This window comes from Nonomuraea sp. NPDC004702, assembly GCF_053601695.1.
This window is the reverse complement of record NZ_JBSGCE010000056.1, coordinates 1-13,638: the sequence shown is the minus strand read 5'-3', so window position 1 is coordinate 13,638 and position 13,638 is coordinate 1. Positions and strand designations below refer to the sequence as shown.

The 13,638-nt window shown below is 70.9% G+C and carries 16 protein-coding genes; 8 read left to right on the top strand and 8 right to left on the bottom strand.

The features are described from left to right. Nucleotides 1–117 precede the first annotated feature (117 nt). Together ACWEJ6_RS41920 and ACWEJ6_RS41915 are read left to right on the top strand one after the other, a co-directional pair. Nucleotides 118–660, top strand: a complete 543-nt coding sequence (locus tag ACWEJ6_RS41920; protein WP_452431141.1) for a hypothetical protein — start codon at nt 118–120, stop codon at nt 658–660. A 135-nt stretch (nt 661–795) separates the two neighbouring features. Continuing rightward, complete coding sequence (locus ACWEJ6_RS41915; RefSeq protein ID WP_452431140.1) at nt 796–1,251, top strand: hypothetical protein; 456 nt, start codon at nt 796–798, stop codon at nt 1,249–1,251. Nucleotides 1,252–1,363: 112 nt separating this feature from the next. Here the strand turns inward: ACWEJ6_RS41915 and ACWEJ6_RS41910 are convergent, their stop codons facing one another. From ACWEJ6_RS41910 to ACWEJ6_RS41900, 3 genes are all read right to left on the bottom strand, one after another. Next, nucleotides 1,364–2,545, bottom strand: a complete 1,182-nt coding sequence (locus ACWEJ6_RS41910) for an RNA ligase RtcB family protein (protein ID WP_452431139.1) — start codon at nt 2,543–2,545, stop codon at nt 1,364–1,366. A gap of 171 nt (nt 2,546–2,716) precedes the next feature. After that, nucleotides 2,717–3,880, bottom strand: a complete 1,164-nt coding sequence (locus ACWEJ6_RS41905; RefSeq protein ID WP_452431138.1) for a serpin family protein — start codon at nt 3,878–3,880, stop codon at nt 2,717–2,719. A gap of 77 nt (nt 3,881–3,957) precedes the next feature. Next, nucleotides 3,958–4,371 carry an RNA-binding S4 domain-containing protein gene (locus tag ACWEJ6_RS41900; RefSeq protein WP_387681069.1) on the bottom strand — a complete coding sequence of 138 codons (414 nt, stop codon included), beginning with the start codon at nt 4,369–4,371 and terminating at the stop codon, nt 3,958–3,960. A gap of 223 nt (nt 4,372–4,594) precedes the next feature. On the opposite strand from ACWEJ6_RS41900, the gene ACWEJ6_RS41895 reads away from it, so the two are divergent. Beyond that, a complete protein-coding gene (locus ACWEJ6_RS41895) occupies nt 4,595–4,864 on the top strand; it encodes a hypothetical protein (protein ID WP_452431137.1) in 270 nt (89 codons plus the stop codon). Between the two features lie 229 nt (nt 4,865–5,093). On the opposite strand, the gene ACWEJ6_RS41890 is transcribed toward ACWEJ6_RS41895, so the two are convergent. From ACWEJ6_RS41890 to ACWEJ6_RS41875, 4 genes are all read right to left on the bottom strand, one after another. Then, nucleotides 5,094–6,350, bottom strand: a complete 1,257-nt coding sequence (locus tag ACWEJ6_RS41890) for a S1C family serine protease (RefSeq protein ID WP_387681063.1) — start codon at nt 6,348–6,350, stop codon at nt 5,094–5,096. Between the two features lie 197 nt (nt 6,351–6,547). Beyond that, nucleotides 6,548–7,741, bottom strand: coding sequence for a hypothetical protein (locus ACWEJ6_RS41885; protein WP_452431136.1), 1,194 nt, complete (start codon nt 7,739–7,741; stop codon nt 6,548–6,550). Nucleotides 7,742–7,875: 134 nt separating this feature from the next. Beyond that, the gene (locus tag ACWEJ6_RS41880) at nt 7,876–8,559 is read right to left on the bottom strand and encodes a DivIVA domain-containing protein (protein WP_452431135.1); all 684 of its coding nucleotides are present in this window, start codon (nt 8,557–8,559) and stop codon (nt 7,876–7,878) included. 136 nt (nt 8,560–8,695) lie between these two features. Further along, nucleotides 8,696–8,842 (bottom strand): hypothetical protein, encoded by a 147-nt coding sequence (locus tag ACWEJ6_RS41875; RefSeq protein ID WP_452431134.1) that lies wholly within the window; start codon nt 8,840–8,842, stop codon nt 8,696–8,698. Nucleotides 8,843–9,226: 384 nt separating this feature from the next. Between ACWEJ6_RS41875 and ACWEJ6_RS41870 the strand changes: the two genes are divergently transcribed. From ACWEJ6_RS41870 to ACWEJ6_RS41850, 5 genes are all read left to right on the top strand, one after another. After that, entirely contained in the window at nt 9,227–10,261 is a 1,035-nt protein-coding gene (locus tag ACWEJ6_RS41870) for a cation diffusion facilitator family transporter (protein ID WP_452431133.1), read from the top strand. A 66-nt stretch (nt 10,262–10,327) separates the two neighbouring features. After that, a complete protein-coding gene (locus tag ACWEJ6_RS41865; RefSeq protein ID WP_452431132.1) occupies nt 10,328–11,356 on the top strand; it encodes a hypothetical protein in 1,029 nt (342 codons plus the stop codon). Between the two features lie 88 nt (nt 11,357–11,444). Then, nucleotides 11,445–12,056, top strand: a complete 612-nt coding sequence (locus tag ACWEJ6_RS41860; protein ID WP_452431131.1) for a DUF3105 domain-containing protein — start codon at nt 11,445–11,447, stop codon at nt 12,054–12,056. After that, nucleotides 12,053–12,700 carry a DUF305 domain-containing protein gene (locus ACWEJ6_RS41855; protein ID WP_452431130.1) on the top strand — a complete coding sequence of 216 codons (648 nt, stop codon included), beginning with the start codon at nt 12,053–12,055 and terminating at the stop codon, nt 12,698–12,700. Before ACWEJ6_RS41860 ends, ACWEJ6_RS41855 begins: the two co-directional genes overlap by 4 nt. A 3-nt stretch (nt 12,701–12,703) precedes the next feature. Then, complete coding sequence (locus tag ACWEJ6_RS41850) at nt 12,704–12,994, top strand: hypothetical protein (protein WP_452431129.1); 291 nt, start codon at nt 12,704–12,706, stop codon at nt 12,992–12,994. On the opposite strand, the gene ACWEJ6_RS41845 is transcribed toward ACWEJ6_RS41850, so the two are convergent. Further along, a partial coding sequence (locus ACWEJ6_RS41845; protein WP_452431128.1) for a cation diffusion facilitator family transporter occupies nt 12,922–13,638 on the bottom strand: 717 nt, incomplete at its 5' end. The two genes, ACWEJ6_RS41850 and ACWEJ6_RS41845, sit on opposite strands and share 73 nt — an antisense overlap.

The following is a 13,638-nucleotide window of genomic DNA, read 5'->3' as shown; positions in this document are numbered from 1 at the left end:
TCGCTTCATGCGTACCCCCAACGCCGATTCGACACCTACTCCAACGGTAACCCGCCCCTGGAATGTCACCGCATACGCCCGTACGGCACGAAGTTTCGACCTTATGATGATCGACCTATGCGGGGAAAAATCGTGATACTTGCGGTCTTATTGTTGACGGGCTGTTCGACGAACGAGCCGAAGGACTGGCTGCTCAAGGATCCGGGCCGCTGGCCGCTGGCGTCATTGCCGGCCGCGGCCTCCAAGTCGGGCATGCCGGACGGGGCGGACAAGGTGCTGGCGCGGATCCAGATCGGCAAATACGACATGGTCCCCTGGATCAGCACCAAGGGCGTGTGCGGGCTCGCCGACCAGGGATCCTCCAGCATGCTTTTCAACATGAGCCAGGATCTGACCAAGTCCGAGGGCAACGTCGTCACCGCGGAGGAGGGCTTCGCCGGGCCCAAGGAACCCATGGTCGGCACCAGTTCGGAGAGCACCGTGACACTCTGGTGCACCCCGACCCGGATGTTCGTCACCGTCCAGGCAAAAAAGCTCGGAAAGGTGCAGCTCTACGGAAACGCGGCGGCAAAGAAGACCGAGGAAAAACTGACGGTCGTGGTGGGCACGCCGGAGGCGGTCAAGCAGTCACTCCCAGACGCGACCCTGTTCGGTCGCTAGCCCCGTATTTCCACGGGCCGGCACCGGAGCCGACCTCTCCGTCCCCGCCTGCCTGAACAGATACTCAACCGATCCTTAACACCGCCGCCGTCAACCTCGACCACAGATCCGAGCCATGCGAAGGGAGACGCGCAAATGACGCACATCCTCGGGAACGCCGCGGCCACGCTCGCCGGAGCCGGCCTGGCACTCGCCCTGCTGACCTCCACCGCGCACGCCACCACGGCCGCTCCGGCGCAAAGCGTCAAATCCAGCTGCACGATGAGCGATGGCGAGAAGGCGTACTTGGAGCTGAAGTACCGGACGACCGGCGGATACCACCGCATCTCCGACATCATCTACCGCTGGAGCTCCAAGGCGCCGACCCGCCTGAAGACCGCACACCTCAACCTGATGGTCGAACGCCGCGGCAAGGACGGAAAGGTCTACGGGAAGACGTTTCGCGAGAAGAAGGCACTCTACGACGTCTCCTACGACGTCATCCTCGACCTCAAGGTCCCGGCCAGGAAGAAGCTCTACTTCGCCGTGGACGCCACGTTCGTGAGGAAGGGCGACACGCTGCGCTGCACGGGGCGCACTGCCAGCGTCTGACGCCTCCCGATCGCGCACCGACCCCACTCGAACTCCCGCAGCCGGACGTGCTCACCGAAAGCCGCCGGCACAGGGACGCCGCCTTCGAGCCGGTGCGGCAGGCGGACGACGTTCACGGCCGCCCCCGCTTGCGGCGGTCCTTCCGGGAGTCCGGTCCGAGATCGGGGGTCTTGTAGGTGACCAGGGGAATCGTGGTGGCCACGGGCGTGGCCAGTCCGTGGACGACGAGGTCGCTGATCACCTGCTCGATGCGCTTGTAGGCCGTGGGCGCTTCCTCGAAGAGGAGCTGGCGGTCGCCGCACACCACCACCGACCCCACCGGCGTGCGGCGCAGCTCTTCGACGGTGTGCTTGGCCCGGCCGCGGCGCAGGGCGTCCGCGCGCGACATCTTGCGGCCCGCGCCGTGCGCCACGGAGTGGCCGGCGTCCGGACCGGCGTGGGCGGCCACGAGGTAGGACGGGGTGCCGCGGGTGCCGGCGATGAGCACGTCGCGGCCGTCGCCCGGCGCCGCTCCCTTGCGGTGCAGGTAGCCGCCGTCGCGGAGTTCGACCAGATTGTGGCACTGGTCGAGGATCGGCTCGGCAGGCTCGAACCCCAGCGCGTGCGCGACCCGGGCGGCCAGCAGCCGCCGGTTGAGCGACCCCCACCGTACGGCCTGGTCGTGCCTGGCCAGGTAGGCCGCGGGATCGGGGGCGGGGCCCGCGCCATGGACCTCGGTGTGCTCGCGCAGGATCCGTTCGCCCAGCCCCCGTGAACCGCTGTGGACGGCGAGGACCAGGTCACCGGCGTCGAGGCCGAGACGAGCGGCATGGCCCGGTTCGAAGACGGTCCCGATCCGGGCCAGCTCGACGAAGTGGTTGCCGCGGCCGACCGTCCCGAGGCCCTCGACGTGACCGGCGGGGATGTCGTCCTTCATGACGGCCCAGGCGGGATCGTCGGCATCACGCTCGGGATCCAGCGCACGATCGAGGTCGGGAAAGCGGGCGGCGAGCCTCTCGGGCACGGCGCGCTTGAGCCTCACCGGGAACACGGCGATGCCGCACCCGATGTCGGAGCCCACCAGGAACGGGTACAGGACGGCCGACGCCATGGCGGCCCCGACGGGCGCGCCCTTGCCGGGGTGCAGATCAGGCATGGCCGCGACGTGCGTCATGCCGTCGAGAGCGGCCACCTGACGGCACTGCGCGACGGCGTCGGACTCGATCCAGCTGGTGGGCGAGGCGAACACAGCGACGGTGGCCCCCGTGACCGGAGCCGACGGGGCCGGGTGTCGCTGAGGCTGTTGCTGAGACAAAGACGTTCTCTTCCCTGCAGAAGGGCATGGACAGGCGGCATCACGACGCGAACCGGCGTCGCGGCATCACAAAGGGCGGGGTGTCTTCGTCAGAGCCTCATGGGGATCACGCTCTCGAACCCCCGCCATCCCAGGCAACCGATTTTCGGCGCGCCGAGGGCGCCGCGGTCCTCAGCCCGACCAGGCTTCGGCTTCGGCGACCCAGCCGGCGGCCATGACGAGCCGGCTCCGGCGGTCAACCGCGAGAAACCCGAAGGGACGGCTGAAGTCGAGGTCGACGTGCCTGACGCGGTACCGGGACGGCGGGGCCATTCCACCCCCGACGGCGCCGAAGGCGGTGATCGCGGCGGCTTCGAATCCGGCGGAGTGGAAGGCGGCGACGACGTTCTGCCGGGCCTGGGTGACGGCGAGCGGCTGGGTGCTGATGCCCGGGAAGTGTCCGCGGGCCGGGTCGGTCACCGTTGCCAGGCCGAAGACCTCGGGCAACTCCAGGAGGTCGCGCGTGGCGGCGATGGTGAAACGCGGGATTTTGACGTTCAGCACGTCCTCAGGGACGTGGTCGCGAACGTGGCGGACAGTCATCCCGGGGCCCGGACAGCCCGCAGCCAGAACATCGGCCGGCGTGGCGAGATGACGCCCGTCCAGCACATCGACCCCGGCGCCGAGAACCTGCCCGGGTCCCATCGAGTCGTCACCCATCACCAGATGGACGTCGATCCCACCGGTACCCATGACCCGAAGCAAGGTCAGCCGGCCGGCCGGGGTGTCGGCGACCCCGGCCCGGTCCAGCAGGCGGGTGCTGCGGCGTAAGACATGGATCTCACGTCCGGCCCACGGGCCGCCCTCGAACAGGCCGACGCCGTCGGTGAACGGCCGCAGCCACGCGGTCCGCACGGTCAGCGCCATGGCCAGGACGAGCAGCACGCGGTCGCTCAGCTGGAGGGGCATGCTGTCGATCAGCCCGCCGGTCTGCTCCTTGGCCCAGGTGTCGAGCCGGAGCCGGTCCGCGGCCGGGTCTGCGGTCAGTTCGCCGTGCATGCCCGCGGGAAGCGTGCTGAGCCAGTCCCGACGTAACGGCAGGTCCGGCCGGGACCACAAGCCCAGCGCCGACCGTACCGCCGTGGACTCGTCCATGATCGACAGCACGACTCGGGCCGCCTGGGACGCGGTGGCGGCGTCCATCCCCACGGCCTCCTGCAGTTCCGCGCGCCCCCCTCCTCCGGCGGCTGACGCGAGATGAGCCAGCAACGGCCAGGCGCCTGCGCCGGCCATCACGACGGATCCCCCCGAACAGGTCTGCACCCACCGGGCGGTCAGTGCGTTGGCGGCGGTCACCGCGGCGTGCTGCTGCTGCCGGCTCATGCGGGCGACCGTACAAGATCGATGCATCCGGTGCGGCGGGATCTGCTCGGTCAGTCCGGGCGTGCCCGGCCGCCCCGTCGCTCCTCCACCACCGGGCGCGCGAGCAGCTTGTCGAGGCTGCGGCGTTCGCGTTTGGTGGGACGCCCCGCGCCACGAGCCCGGACGGCCACCGTCACGGTCTCCTCGCGGGGAGGGGGCGGAGGGCTCTTGTCGACGTAGCACTCGGCGGCCACGGCGGCGCCGACGCGCTTGGTGATGGCACGGGAGACCACCACGATGCGTTCGCGCCCGTCATGCCGCAGCCGGATCTCGTCTCCGACCCGTACGGCGTGCGCAGGCTTGACCCGCACCCCGTTGACCCGGACGTGACCGCCCCGGCAGGCGTCGGCCGCGGTCGAACGGGTCTTGGTGAGCCGTACCGACCAGATCCAGCTGTCCACCCGCACACTCAGCTGCTCACCCACCCCGACACTGTACTGAGAACCCCGCACCGCCGACATCCACCCCTTGCCTGGCAGGGGGTGAATGCGCATGACGACCAGAGCTCGCGGCATGCCTGGGTCAGCCGTGCCTCAGCTGGGCCCGCTCGACGTACCCAGGAAAGTCCGGACCACGGGCCCAGGCGGCTCCTGCGGTGGGCGTGGTCGGCGAGGTACGTCCGAGGCTGCGCCTGTCAAAAGGAGCACAATGGCCGCACACGAGCACCCGCTCACGGATCTCGACCAGCGCCTGTTGGCCATCGCGCACGAGCACGGATTCATCCTGCACCCCGAGACCGATCTGTCACGGCTTCCGGCGGAGGCCGGATCAAGGATTGCTGACGCGCCCAAGCGCTCCGATGGCATGCGTCACTTTCCCAAGAAGGTCAACAGAGGCAAGCGGCCGTCCACCTACGGCTATCCGATCACCTGCGCGGATCTCACAGCATTTGGCCGGCTCCTCGCCTCTCTGACATAGAGGCGTCCTTCGGTTGTCCCGCCGGGGCAGGCGCAGCGCTCGGAGGACTTCCCGAGGGCCGGCGCCTTCTACGTGTTCGATCGGCGGTTCTGTCGTGACCGCTTCATGCCGTGGCGAGCGGCCAGAGAGGCTCCGGCGTGTGCCGAGAACGCTGTCAGGCGCCGAATCACTGGCCAGAGCCCAACCTTGGGGGAGGCGTGGCCGCTCACTGGCTGGCGTGGACGTCGGGTCAGGTCTTCTCCTGGAGGGTGACGTTGACCTCGTGCGCCTGGCCGTCCCGCAAATAAGTGATCTTGACCTGTTGGCCCGGCTTGGCGCCTCTGACCTGTCCGACGACGGTCTCGCCCGCGTCGACCGGCGTGTTGCCGATCTTCGTGATCAGGTCGCCCTGCTTCAGTCCGGCCTTCTCCGCCGGGCTTCCCGCTATGACCTGGCTGATCAGGGCGCCGGGCACATCGCCGGTCGCGTCGGTGACGCTCACCCCGAGGACCGCGTGGCGGACCTTGCCGGTGGCGATGAGCTGGTCGGAGACCTGCTTGGCGGTGTTGACCGGGATGGCGAAGCCCACACCGCCGCCGGCGGCGTTCGAGGCGATGGCGGTGTTGATGCCGACCAGTTCCCCAGCGGCGTTGACGAGCGCGCCGCCGGAGTTGCCCGGGTTGATCGAGGCGTCGGTCTGGATGGCGCCGCCGATCGTCGTGCCGGCGCTCTGCCGGCTCTGCTCCTGCCCCCAGCCGGGAGGGAGCTGCTGCCGCTGGTCAGGGCCGGTGGTGAGGGTACGGTCAAGCGCGCTGACGATCCCCGCCGTCACGGATCCGTCCAGGCCGAGGGGGCTGCCGATGGCCAGTACGGCATCACCGACCTTGAGTGCGTCGCTGTCGCCGAGCGTCGCCTTGGTCAGCCCGGACACGTCCGCGGCCTTGATGACGGCCAGGTCGGTGGCTGGATCGGTGCCGACGATGCTCGCCTTGGCCGTCTTGCCGTCGCTGAACTTCACGCTCATCTGCCCGCCGCCCTGGCTCGCGCCCTCGACCACGTGGTTGTTGGTGAGGATGAGGCCGTCCGCCGACAGCACGACGCCCGAGCCCTCGCCGGTCTGCCCCTGGATCATCACGACGGTCGGCTGAACCTTGGCCGCGACGTCTGCCACGGTGAGCGACCCGGAGGCCGGCTTGAGGACGGGACTGGGCACGTGGGTGGTGGTGGTGGCGACGGGCGCGGGCCGGAAGGTGGTCACCGCGACGGCGCCGACCACCCCGCCGACGATCGCCATCGCTGCCAGCGCGAGCCCGGCCACCGCCTTCTGGCCGGCGGTGAAACGGGCCTTCAAGGTCGGCGCCGGCGGAGGCGGGGGCGGCGGCTGCTCCGTGACGATCGGGTCACGGCGGGGGAAGCCTCCGGCGGTCGGTGGCGTGGTGCCGAACTGGCTCCACCCGCCGTTTCCCTGCGCTCCAGGGTCCTGCTCGTGAGGCTCGTGCGCGTTCATCTGTCATCTCCCTCAAGTTCTGCTGCCTCACGGTGCCAACTCCGGCGTAAGACCCGGCTAAGCCCTTGATCCCGGAACCGGGCCCGCTCCTCATGACGGCCTTATCGATCCAGGTCGGGGCGGGGGGTGAGCCGCCGATATTGCTTTCTACATGTTGTCGAACCTGACCGGCCGGACCGGTGGGCCGAGGCGGCGTCTCAGGGGCGCGGGGTGGGGAGCGCGTCGCTGAGTGAAGTGAGCAGGAGGTGGCGCTGCAGCAGGGTGAGCTCACCGACGCTGGTGCCGGGATCGATCTTGGCCTGGCGCAGGGTCCGCGTGATCTGGTCGGGGGTGTGCTCGGGCAGGGCGCGCAGGAGGGCGGTGGCGTCGGCGGTGATGGTGGTGGCGTCCCTGCGCGCCAGGAGCTGTTCGAGGGTGAGCCGCCTGGCGGTGACGGCGGCGCGTAGCTGGGCCTCGGACATCTGCCGAGGCAACGGATCGCGGGGCGGTGCGGCTTCGGCCGTTCGAGGGTTCGGCGCGGTGGCGAGGCCCCGGGCGGCGGCGACCGGTGCGGAGGATGCCGGCGGACCGTCGGCGAGCAGGGTCTGGGCGGTGACCAGCAGGCCGCCGATGGCGGCCACGGCGGTGGCGGCGAGGACGAGGTGGCGGCGGGTCAGGCGGCGGCTGTCGCGGGCGATGGTGAGTCCGATGAGACCGGTACGCAGCAGTACGCCGGTCACCATGCCGAGCAGCACCGGCACGCTCTGGGCGGGCAGCGGCGCCACCGTCGCCAGGACGACGCCGGCCGCGGGAGCCAGACAGGACAGGGTGAGCCAGGGGGCGGCCGGTCTGCGTGCCAGGTCGAGCATGGCGGTCAGGGCCAGCCCTTCACTGGCCGAGTGGATCACCAGGGCGGCCACCACGACGGCGGACGCGGCCAGGGCCAGGGTCGCCCCCTCGATCATGCGGTGCAGCGACAGGGCGGCCGCGGTGCCCACACCGCCGTAGACGGCGGCGCTGACCGCCTGCTGGACCCGGCGGTGCAGGCCGGGCGCGTGCCGCCCGCCGCCGGCCTTGTCGCCGTGACCGTGCCCGCAGCCCTTACGGGTGAAAAACGTGATGACCAGGAAGCCGAACGCGCCGGCCACACCCACCACCCACAGCGGCACGCCGGTGGCGTCGGCTTCGTGCCAGGCGTCGGGCAGCAGGTCGACCAGGGCGGTGATGAGCATCAGCGCCGAGGCGACGGCCAGCCAGACGCTGATCGTGGCGTTCCTGCGGCGGGCCAGGGAGGCGCCGACCAGCGTGGACAGTGCCACCAGCACGACGGCGGCCCAGGTCGTCCAGGCGGGCAGGGCAGTGTCGGGGGCGGAGGCTTTCACGTTCAGGTCGAGCAGGGTGTGCAGGGGCACTGATGGCGGCGTCGATCCCCCGAGCGGCACGAGCATGACACGGCCTTTCCGGCGAGGGTGCGGGGTTGGTGGGCGGTCGTCGCGTCGGGACACCGCGACGACGGACGGCACGAGCCGACGAGCCGGGCCGTCCGTCAGTGACCGGCGGCCGGGTCGCGGGTGGAAGGGGGCGAATGTACGGTGATCGGCCGCTGCGAGGCCGCGTCATGGGCGCCGTGGGCGAGCGTGGGGCCGTGAGCGTCCAGGTCGGCCAGGGCGGCGCGCAGGTGGCCGAGTTGGGTGTGCAGGTTGTGCTGCAGGTTCCGGCCCTGGTCAGTGATGGCGCGTTCGAGCCGGTCGAGCTGTTCGTCAAGGGCCTGGTGGGCGGCCCGGGTCAGCGCGTCGGCGGCCGACGCGGCCTCGCGCCGCAGTCGTTCGGCGTCGGTACGGGCGTCGGCGAGGATCTGGTGGGCTTCCTGCTGGGCGGACTCAAGGGCTTCCTGGGCGCTGCGGTGTGCCGCCGCGAGCACGCCGGCGTCGGTGGGCGTGTTCGCGGGAGGGGTGGCGCCGAGGCGTTCGCGAAGCTGGGTGTTGTCCTGCCAGAGCAGGCTGAGCGTGGTCTCCACGTGGGCGAGGAAGGCGTCCACCTCGGCCAGGTCATAGCCGGAGCGCAGGCGGACGACCGTGAAGACCTGATGGCGCACCGCGGAGGCGGTCAGCAGGGCGAGCCGGCCGGGCGTCCCCGCCTGGAGCGGCGGTGTGGTGGCGCCGTCGAGGGCGGCGTGGCTGTGGGGGAGGTGGAGGCCACGGTCGTGGTCATGGTCGTGGTCTTCGTGCATGAGGAACTGGTCCAGCCTTTCACCGTCGTCTCGATGTCGTGACTCGGCGGGCGCGGGGCGCTCCGGCGTCGCTCCATGGGCGAGCCGGAGCGGGATCGGCCGCGCGGGCGAGGTGACGGCCCGACCGCCGGGGCGGCTAGGACGCGGTGGTGCCGTGGTCGTCGTGGCAGTGACCGGCGTCGCAGCCCTGGTCCTGCACGGTCGTCGCGGTGTGATCGTCGGCGCAGTCGTGCTCAGTGCCGTGGAGGCAGGGAGCCGTGGGGTGGTCGTGGGGGTCGGTCATCGGTGTTCCTTTCACTCGGTGGGTGCGTGTGGCTGCACCGGTGCAGGGGAACCTGTGGAGCGCGACCAGGTCCTGGGAGTCCTGACCGGCGAACTTCCACGTTGTGTAGTTGACGCATTACCGAAAGTTTAAACATCTGATCAGATGTTCATGAGTAAAGCCTCGATCTCCGCCAAGGCTCTTGACCTTCGGGGCTACGGCGTCCAGCATCTGTACATATGAACATCCAGTCAGATGTTACGGACTGCGAGCCCCCGTTGCATCTGGCCATCGCCCACGTCGCCCACCTTCCGAGGAGCTCCAGGCATGTCTGAGCAGCAGGGTCACGACCACCGTCACGACGGCCCCCGCGGACACGGGCATGGACACGGACACGGACACGGGGTGAGCGCGGACGCCGACCGGCGTCACCTGCGCGGCGCGCTCGCGCTGATCGCCGGCTTCATGCTCGTCGAGGTGGTGATCGGCGTGATCGCGGGTTCGCTGGCCTTGATCTCCGACGCCGGGCACATGCTCACCGACGCCATGGCGATCGTGCTGGCGCTGGTCGCGATGCGGATCGCGGCCCGGCCGCCGCGCGGCGGCTTCACCTATGGCCTCAAACGCGCCGAGATCATCTCCGCCCAGGTCAACGGCATCACCCTGCTGCTGCTCGCGGCGTACTTCACCTTCGAGGGCGTGCGCCGCCTGGTCGAGCCGCCCGCGGTCGAGGGCCTGTACGTGGTGGCGACCGGGCTGGCCGGCATCGTCGTGAACGTGGCCGCCGCCTGGCTGCTGTCGAAGGCCAACCGTTCGAGCCTCAACGTCGAGGGCGCCTTCCAGCACATACTCAACGACCTGTACGCCTTCATCGGCACCACCATCGCCGGCCTGGTCGTCTGGCTGACCGGCTGGAACCGCGCCGACGCCATCGCCGCCCTCGTGGTCGCCGCCCTGATGCTGAAGGCCGGCTGGGGCCTGGTCCGCGACGCCGGACGGGTGTTCATGGAGGCCGCTCCCGCCCGGCTGGACCCGGCCGAGGTGGGCCGCCAGATCGCCGCGATCGACACCGTGGTCGAGGTGCATGACCTGCACATCTGGGAGGTCACCTCCGGCTATCCCGCGCTGTCGGCGCACGTGCTGGTCGTTCCGGGCGCCGACTGCCACGCCGCCCGCCTGGCCGTCGAACGGCTGCTGCGCGAACACCACGACATCGGGCACACCACGCTTCAGGTCGACCACGTCACGCCCGGCGGCGACGCCTTCGACGAGAACGGCGCTCTCCGACGCCTGACACCGCACTGCCCCGACCCGCACGGCCCCACCCATCACTCACCACGGCCCGACGACGCCGGGGTCGCGGCAACCGCCTCCGCCGCTGCCGACCACACGGCCGCGAACTGGGCCGCCACCTGCCACGACGGCGACCACGTCACATGATCGACGACACGGCCGCGGCCCTCGTCGCGGCCGTCCCGCCCACCACCTTCGCCCGGGGATGACCCGATGACTCCTCGGCCGCCCGCGCCGACCCGTCGCGAGGCGCTGCGTACGGGCGCGATCGCCGCGCTGGCCGCCGCGATGGATCACGCGCTCGCCGGACCGCCTGCCGCCCTGGCGTCACCGTCGACGGCCGACTCGCGAAGCCTCGCCTCGACCGGCCGGATCCTGCTGCGCGGCGGACGCCTGCTGCACGGCACCGTGCTGCAGTCCTTCGCCTTCGACGAACGCGACAGGCACCTGTACGCCCTCCAGCTCATGCAGGGCGGCGTCCGCCTGGACGGAGAACGCCATGCTCGCACCCAGGCCGAACGCGCCCGGCGCGGCGACCTGTGCCTCAACCGCCTGTCCCTGGACGGCACCCTCACCGGAGCGATGTACCTGCTGGGTTTCGGGCACGGCGGCGCCCTGGGCGTGCAGCGGACCGCGGGCCGCGACCCCGTGCTGTGGACCGAGTGGGACGCCGGCCCGGCCTCCGGCTACGGTCGCGGCATCTGCCGTTTCCCCTTCAGCGACGGCGCCGTCCTGACCTCGGGCAGCCGGTGCCTGACCGCCTGGCGGCCGCTGCCCGGCTCGACGAGCAACGCCCCGGCCCTCGATCCCGACTCCGGCCGGTTGCTGCTGCGCTACAAGGTGGCCGGCGAGCCGCGCCTCCGGCTCCTGGACCTGCGTTGTACGGCCCCCGGCGGCCTTCGCCCGCTCGCCGACCTGCCGCAGCCCGGCGCCGCCCTCGGGCTGCCGTTCCAGGGCATGGCCCTGCACGCCGACCACGCCTACCAACTGCTCGGCAGCGCCTACGGCCCCGCCAACCCCGTCTCCTCATCGGGGAACATCCGCCTCTACCGCATCCATCTGCCCAGCGGGAAGGTGGAGCAGCAGATCCTGGACCGCACGGCCAGGAACCTCGTCCCCCGCGAACCCGAAGGACTCGCGGTTCTCGCGTCGTCCGACACCGGGCCGCTGCTGTGCATGGGCCTGACCCAAGGGCCCGTAGGGGACAAGTCCTTCTCCCTCTACGCGCGCCCCCTCGGATGAGTGAGACGGACTCCGCTTACGGCATCCATATTCTACGTGCTGTAGAAGTTCTACGAACTGTAGAAGCACGTGAGTTCGGAGGTGGCGGATGGGCAAGAACGCCGAGGGCACGCTGAAGGAGCGGCTCTCCGCGCTGCAGGCCGAGCAGCGGCGCGCGGAGCGCCGGCGACGGGTCGTCATGATCAGCGCCACGGTGATCACGGCCGCCGGGATGGCCGCGGCGGCCACGGCGTTCGTCCTGGACGACCGGGCCGGACGGTCGCTGGACGCGGTCCAGACGATCAACGTGAGCAGCCGCAACCACACCGACAAGGTCGTCAGCTACCCGCAGGCCCCGCCGGTCGGCGGCGACCACGCGCCGGAGTGGCAGAACTGCGGCATCTACAGCAAGCCCCTGCGCAACGAGAACGTCGTCCACAGCCAGGAGCACGGAGCCGTCTGGATCGCCTTCCAGCCGGGGCTGCCGAAGGACCAACTGGACATCCTCTACCAGCAGGCCCAGGGACGCGACTTCGTCGTCCTGTCGCCGTACACGGGGTTGTCCGCGCCGGTCGTGCTCAGCGCCTGGGGCAAGCAGCTCAAGCTCGACGACGCCGGCGACCCGCGGCTGACGGCGTTCCTGCGCGCCAACATCAACGGCCCTGGGACGCCCGAGCCGGGCGCGTCCTGCAGCGGCGGGATCGGGGAGCCGTCGGCATGAGGCTCCTGGCGTACCTGCGGCGGCGCGGGGTCCTGGTGGCGGTGACCGCCGTGCTGACGCTCGCGCTGTCCGCCCTCGGCCTCCGCCTCTGGTACGCGGGCCCGCCCGGGGACGCGTCGCTGGAGGCCGGCTTCGCCCGTGACATGCAGGCCCACCACGCGCAGGCCGTCCAGATGGCACTGATCGTCCGCGACCGCACCACCGACCGCGAGGTCAGGACGCTCGCCTACGACATCGCGACCACCCAGCAGCAGCAGATCGGGCAGATGTACGCCTGGCTGGACCTCTGGGGCCTGCCCCAGGCGTCGCTGGAACCCCGCATGGCCTGGATGCGTCAGGGCCACCAGAACATGCCCGGCATGGGACCGCAGTCCGCCCAGATGCCCGGCATGGCCACCCGCGACCAGCTCAAGCAGCTGGAACAGGCGAGCGGCAAGGAGGCGGAGACCCTCTTCCTGCGCCTGATGATCCCGCATCACCAGGGCGGCGTGCAGATGGCTCAGGCGGCGCAGGGGAGCGTCCAGCCGCAGGTGAGACGCATGGCGAGGTCGATACTCGCCGCCCAGAAGGCGGAGATCGAGCTGATGCGCGACATGCTCGCCGCCCGCGGCGCGGCCGACACGCCTGCGCCTCAAACCGGCTGAGGCATGGCCGGGCTGGGCACCCACACGCTGTACTGCCGCCTGCTGCACGGCGTCGTCGTGCTCACCGCCAAGGACCAGGGATGGCTGCCCTACCCCTGGCTCTTCGGCCCGCTCGGCGCCCTGACTATCGTGCTGTGCCTGCCGCAGGCCCGCGGCCTGTTCAGGTGGGTGCTCGAACCCCGCCTGACCTTGCTCTACCGGACGGCCGGCCAGGTAGCCGGCTACCAGCCGACCTCGTCGCAGCCGATGTGGCCGTCCGGCTCCACCTGCAGGGTCGCGTGCGCGACGCCATGACGGGTGCGCAGCAGGTCACGGGCCTGATCGAGGACGGAGTGATTGTCGCTCTGGTCGCCCGTGACGAGGTGGGCGGTGGCCACGTTCATGCCGGAGGTCAGCGTCCACAGGTGCAGGTCGTGCACGTCGCGCACGCCCTCGATGGCCGCCAGGTCGGCCGCCACGACGGAGGCGTCCATGCCCTCGGGCACGTGCTGGCCGAGCACCGCGAACACCTGCCGGCCGAGCGAGATCGCACGCACGGCGACGAACACGCCGATGGCCAGCGCGATGACCGTGTCCCAGAACACCTGACCGGTCGCCGTGATCAGCCACCCCGCCGCGATGACGCCGACCGAGCCCGCCGTGTCGGCCACCACCTCCAGGTACGCGCCCTTGACGTTGAGGCTCTCACTGGCGCCGGACCGCAGCAGGAACAGGGCGATCAGGTTGACCACCAGCCCGAGCGCGCCCACGACGAGCATCGGCCCTGAGGACACCTCGGCCGGGCCGCCGATCCTGCCGATCGCCTCGGCGACCACATAGACGGCGACGCCCAGCATGAGGACCACGGCCAGCAGCGAGGCGAACACCTCGGCCCGGTAGGAGCCGTAGCTGCGCCGGCCGGTGGTGTCGGGGCGAGCGGCGATCCTGGTGGCGACCAG

Coding starts and splice junctions, on each gene's coding strand:
- ACWEJ6_RS41920 (WP_452431141.1), top strand. CDS start 118: ATGCGGGGAAAAATCGTGATACTTGCGGTCTTATTGTTGACGGGCTGT.
- ACWEJ6_RS41915 (WP_452431140.1), top strand. CDS start 796: ATGACGCACATCCTCGGGAACGCCGCGGCCACGCTCGCCGGAGCCGGC.
- ACWEJ6_RS41895 (WP_452431137.1), top strand. CDS start 4,595: ATGGCCGCACACGAGCACCCGCTCACGGATCTCGACCAGCGCCTGTTG.
- ACWEJ6_RS41890 (WP_387681063.1), bottom strand. CDS start 6,350: ATGAACGCGCACGAGCCTCACGAGCAGGACCCTGGAGCGCAGGGAAAC.
- ACWEJ6_RS41880 (WP_452431135.1), bottom strand. CDS start 8,559: ATGCACGAAGACCACGACCATGACCACGACCGTGGCCTCCACCTCCCC.
- ACWEJ6_RS41875 (WP_452431134.1), bottom strand. CDS start 8,842: ATGACCGACCCCCACGACCACCCCACGGCTCCCTGCCTCCACGGCACT.
- ACWEJ6_RS41865 (WP_452431132.1), top strand. CDS start 10,328: ATGACTCCTCGGCCGCCCGCGCCGACCCGTCGCGAGGCGCTGCGTACG.
- ACWEJ6_RS41860 (WP_452431131.1), top strand. CDS start 11,445: ATGGGCAAGAACGCCGAGGGCACGCTGAAGGAGCGGCTCTCCGCGCTG.
- ACWEJ6_RS41855 (WP_452431130.1), top strand. CDS start 12,053: ATGAGGCTCCTGGCGTACCTGCGGCGGCGCGGGGTCCTGGTGGCGGTG.
- ACWEJ6_RS41850 (WP_452431129.1), top strand. CDS start 12,704: ATGGCCGGGCTGGGCACCCACACGCTGTACTGCCGCCTGCTGCACGGC.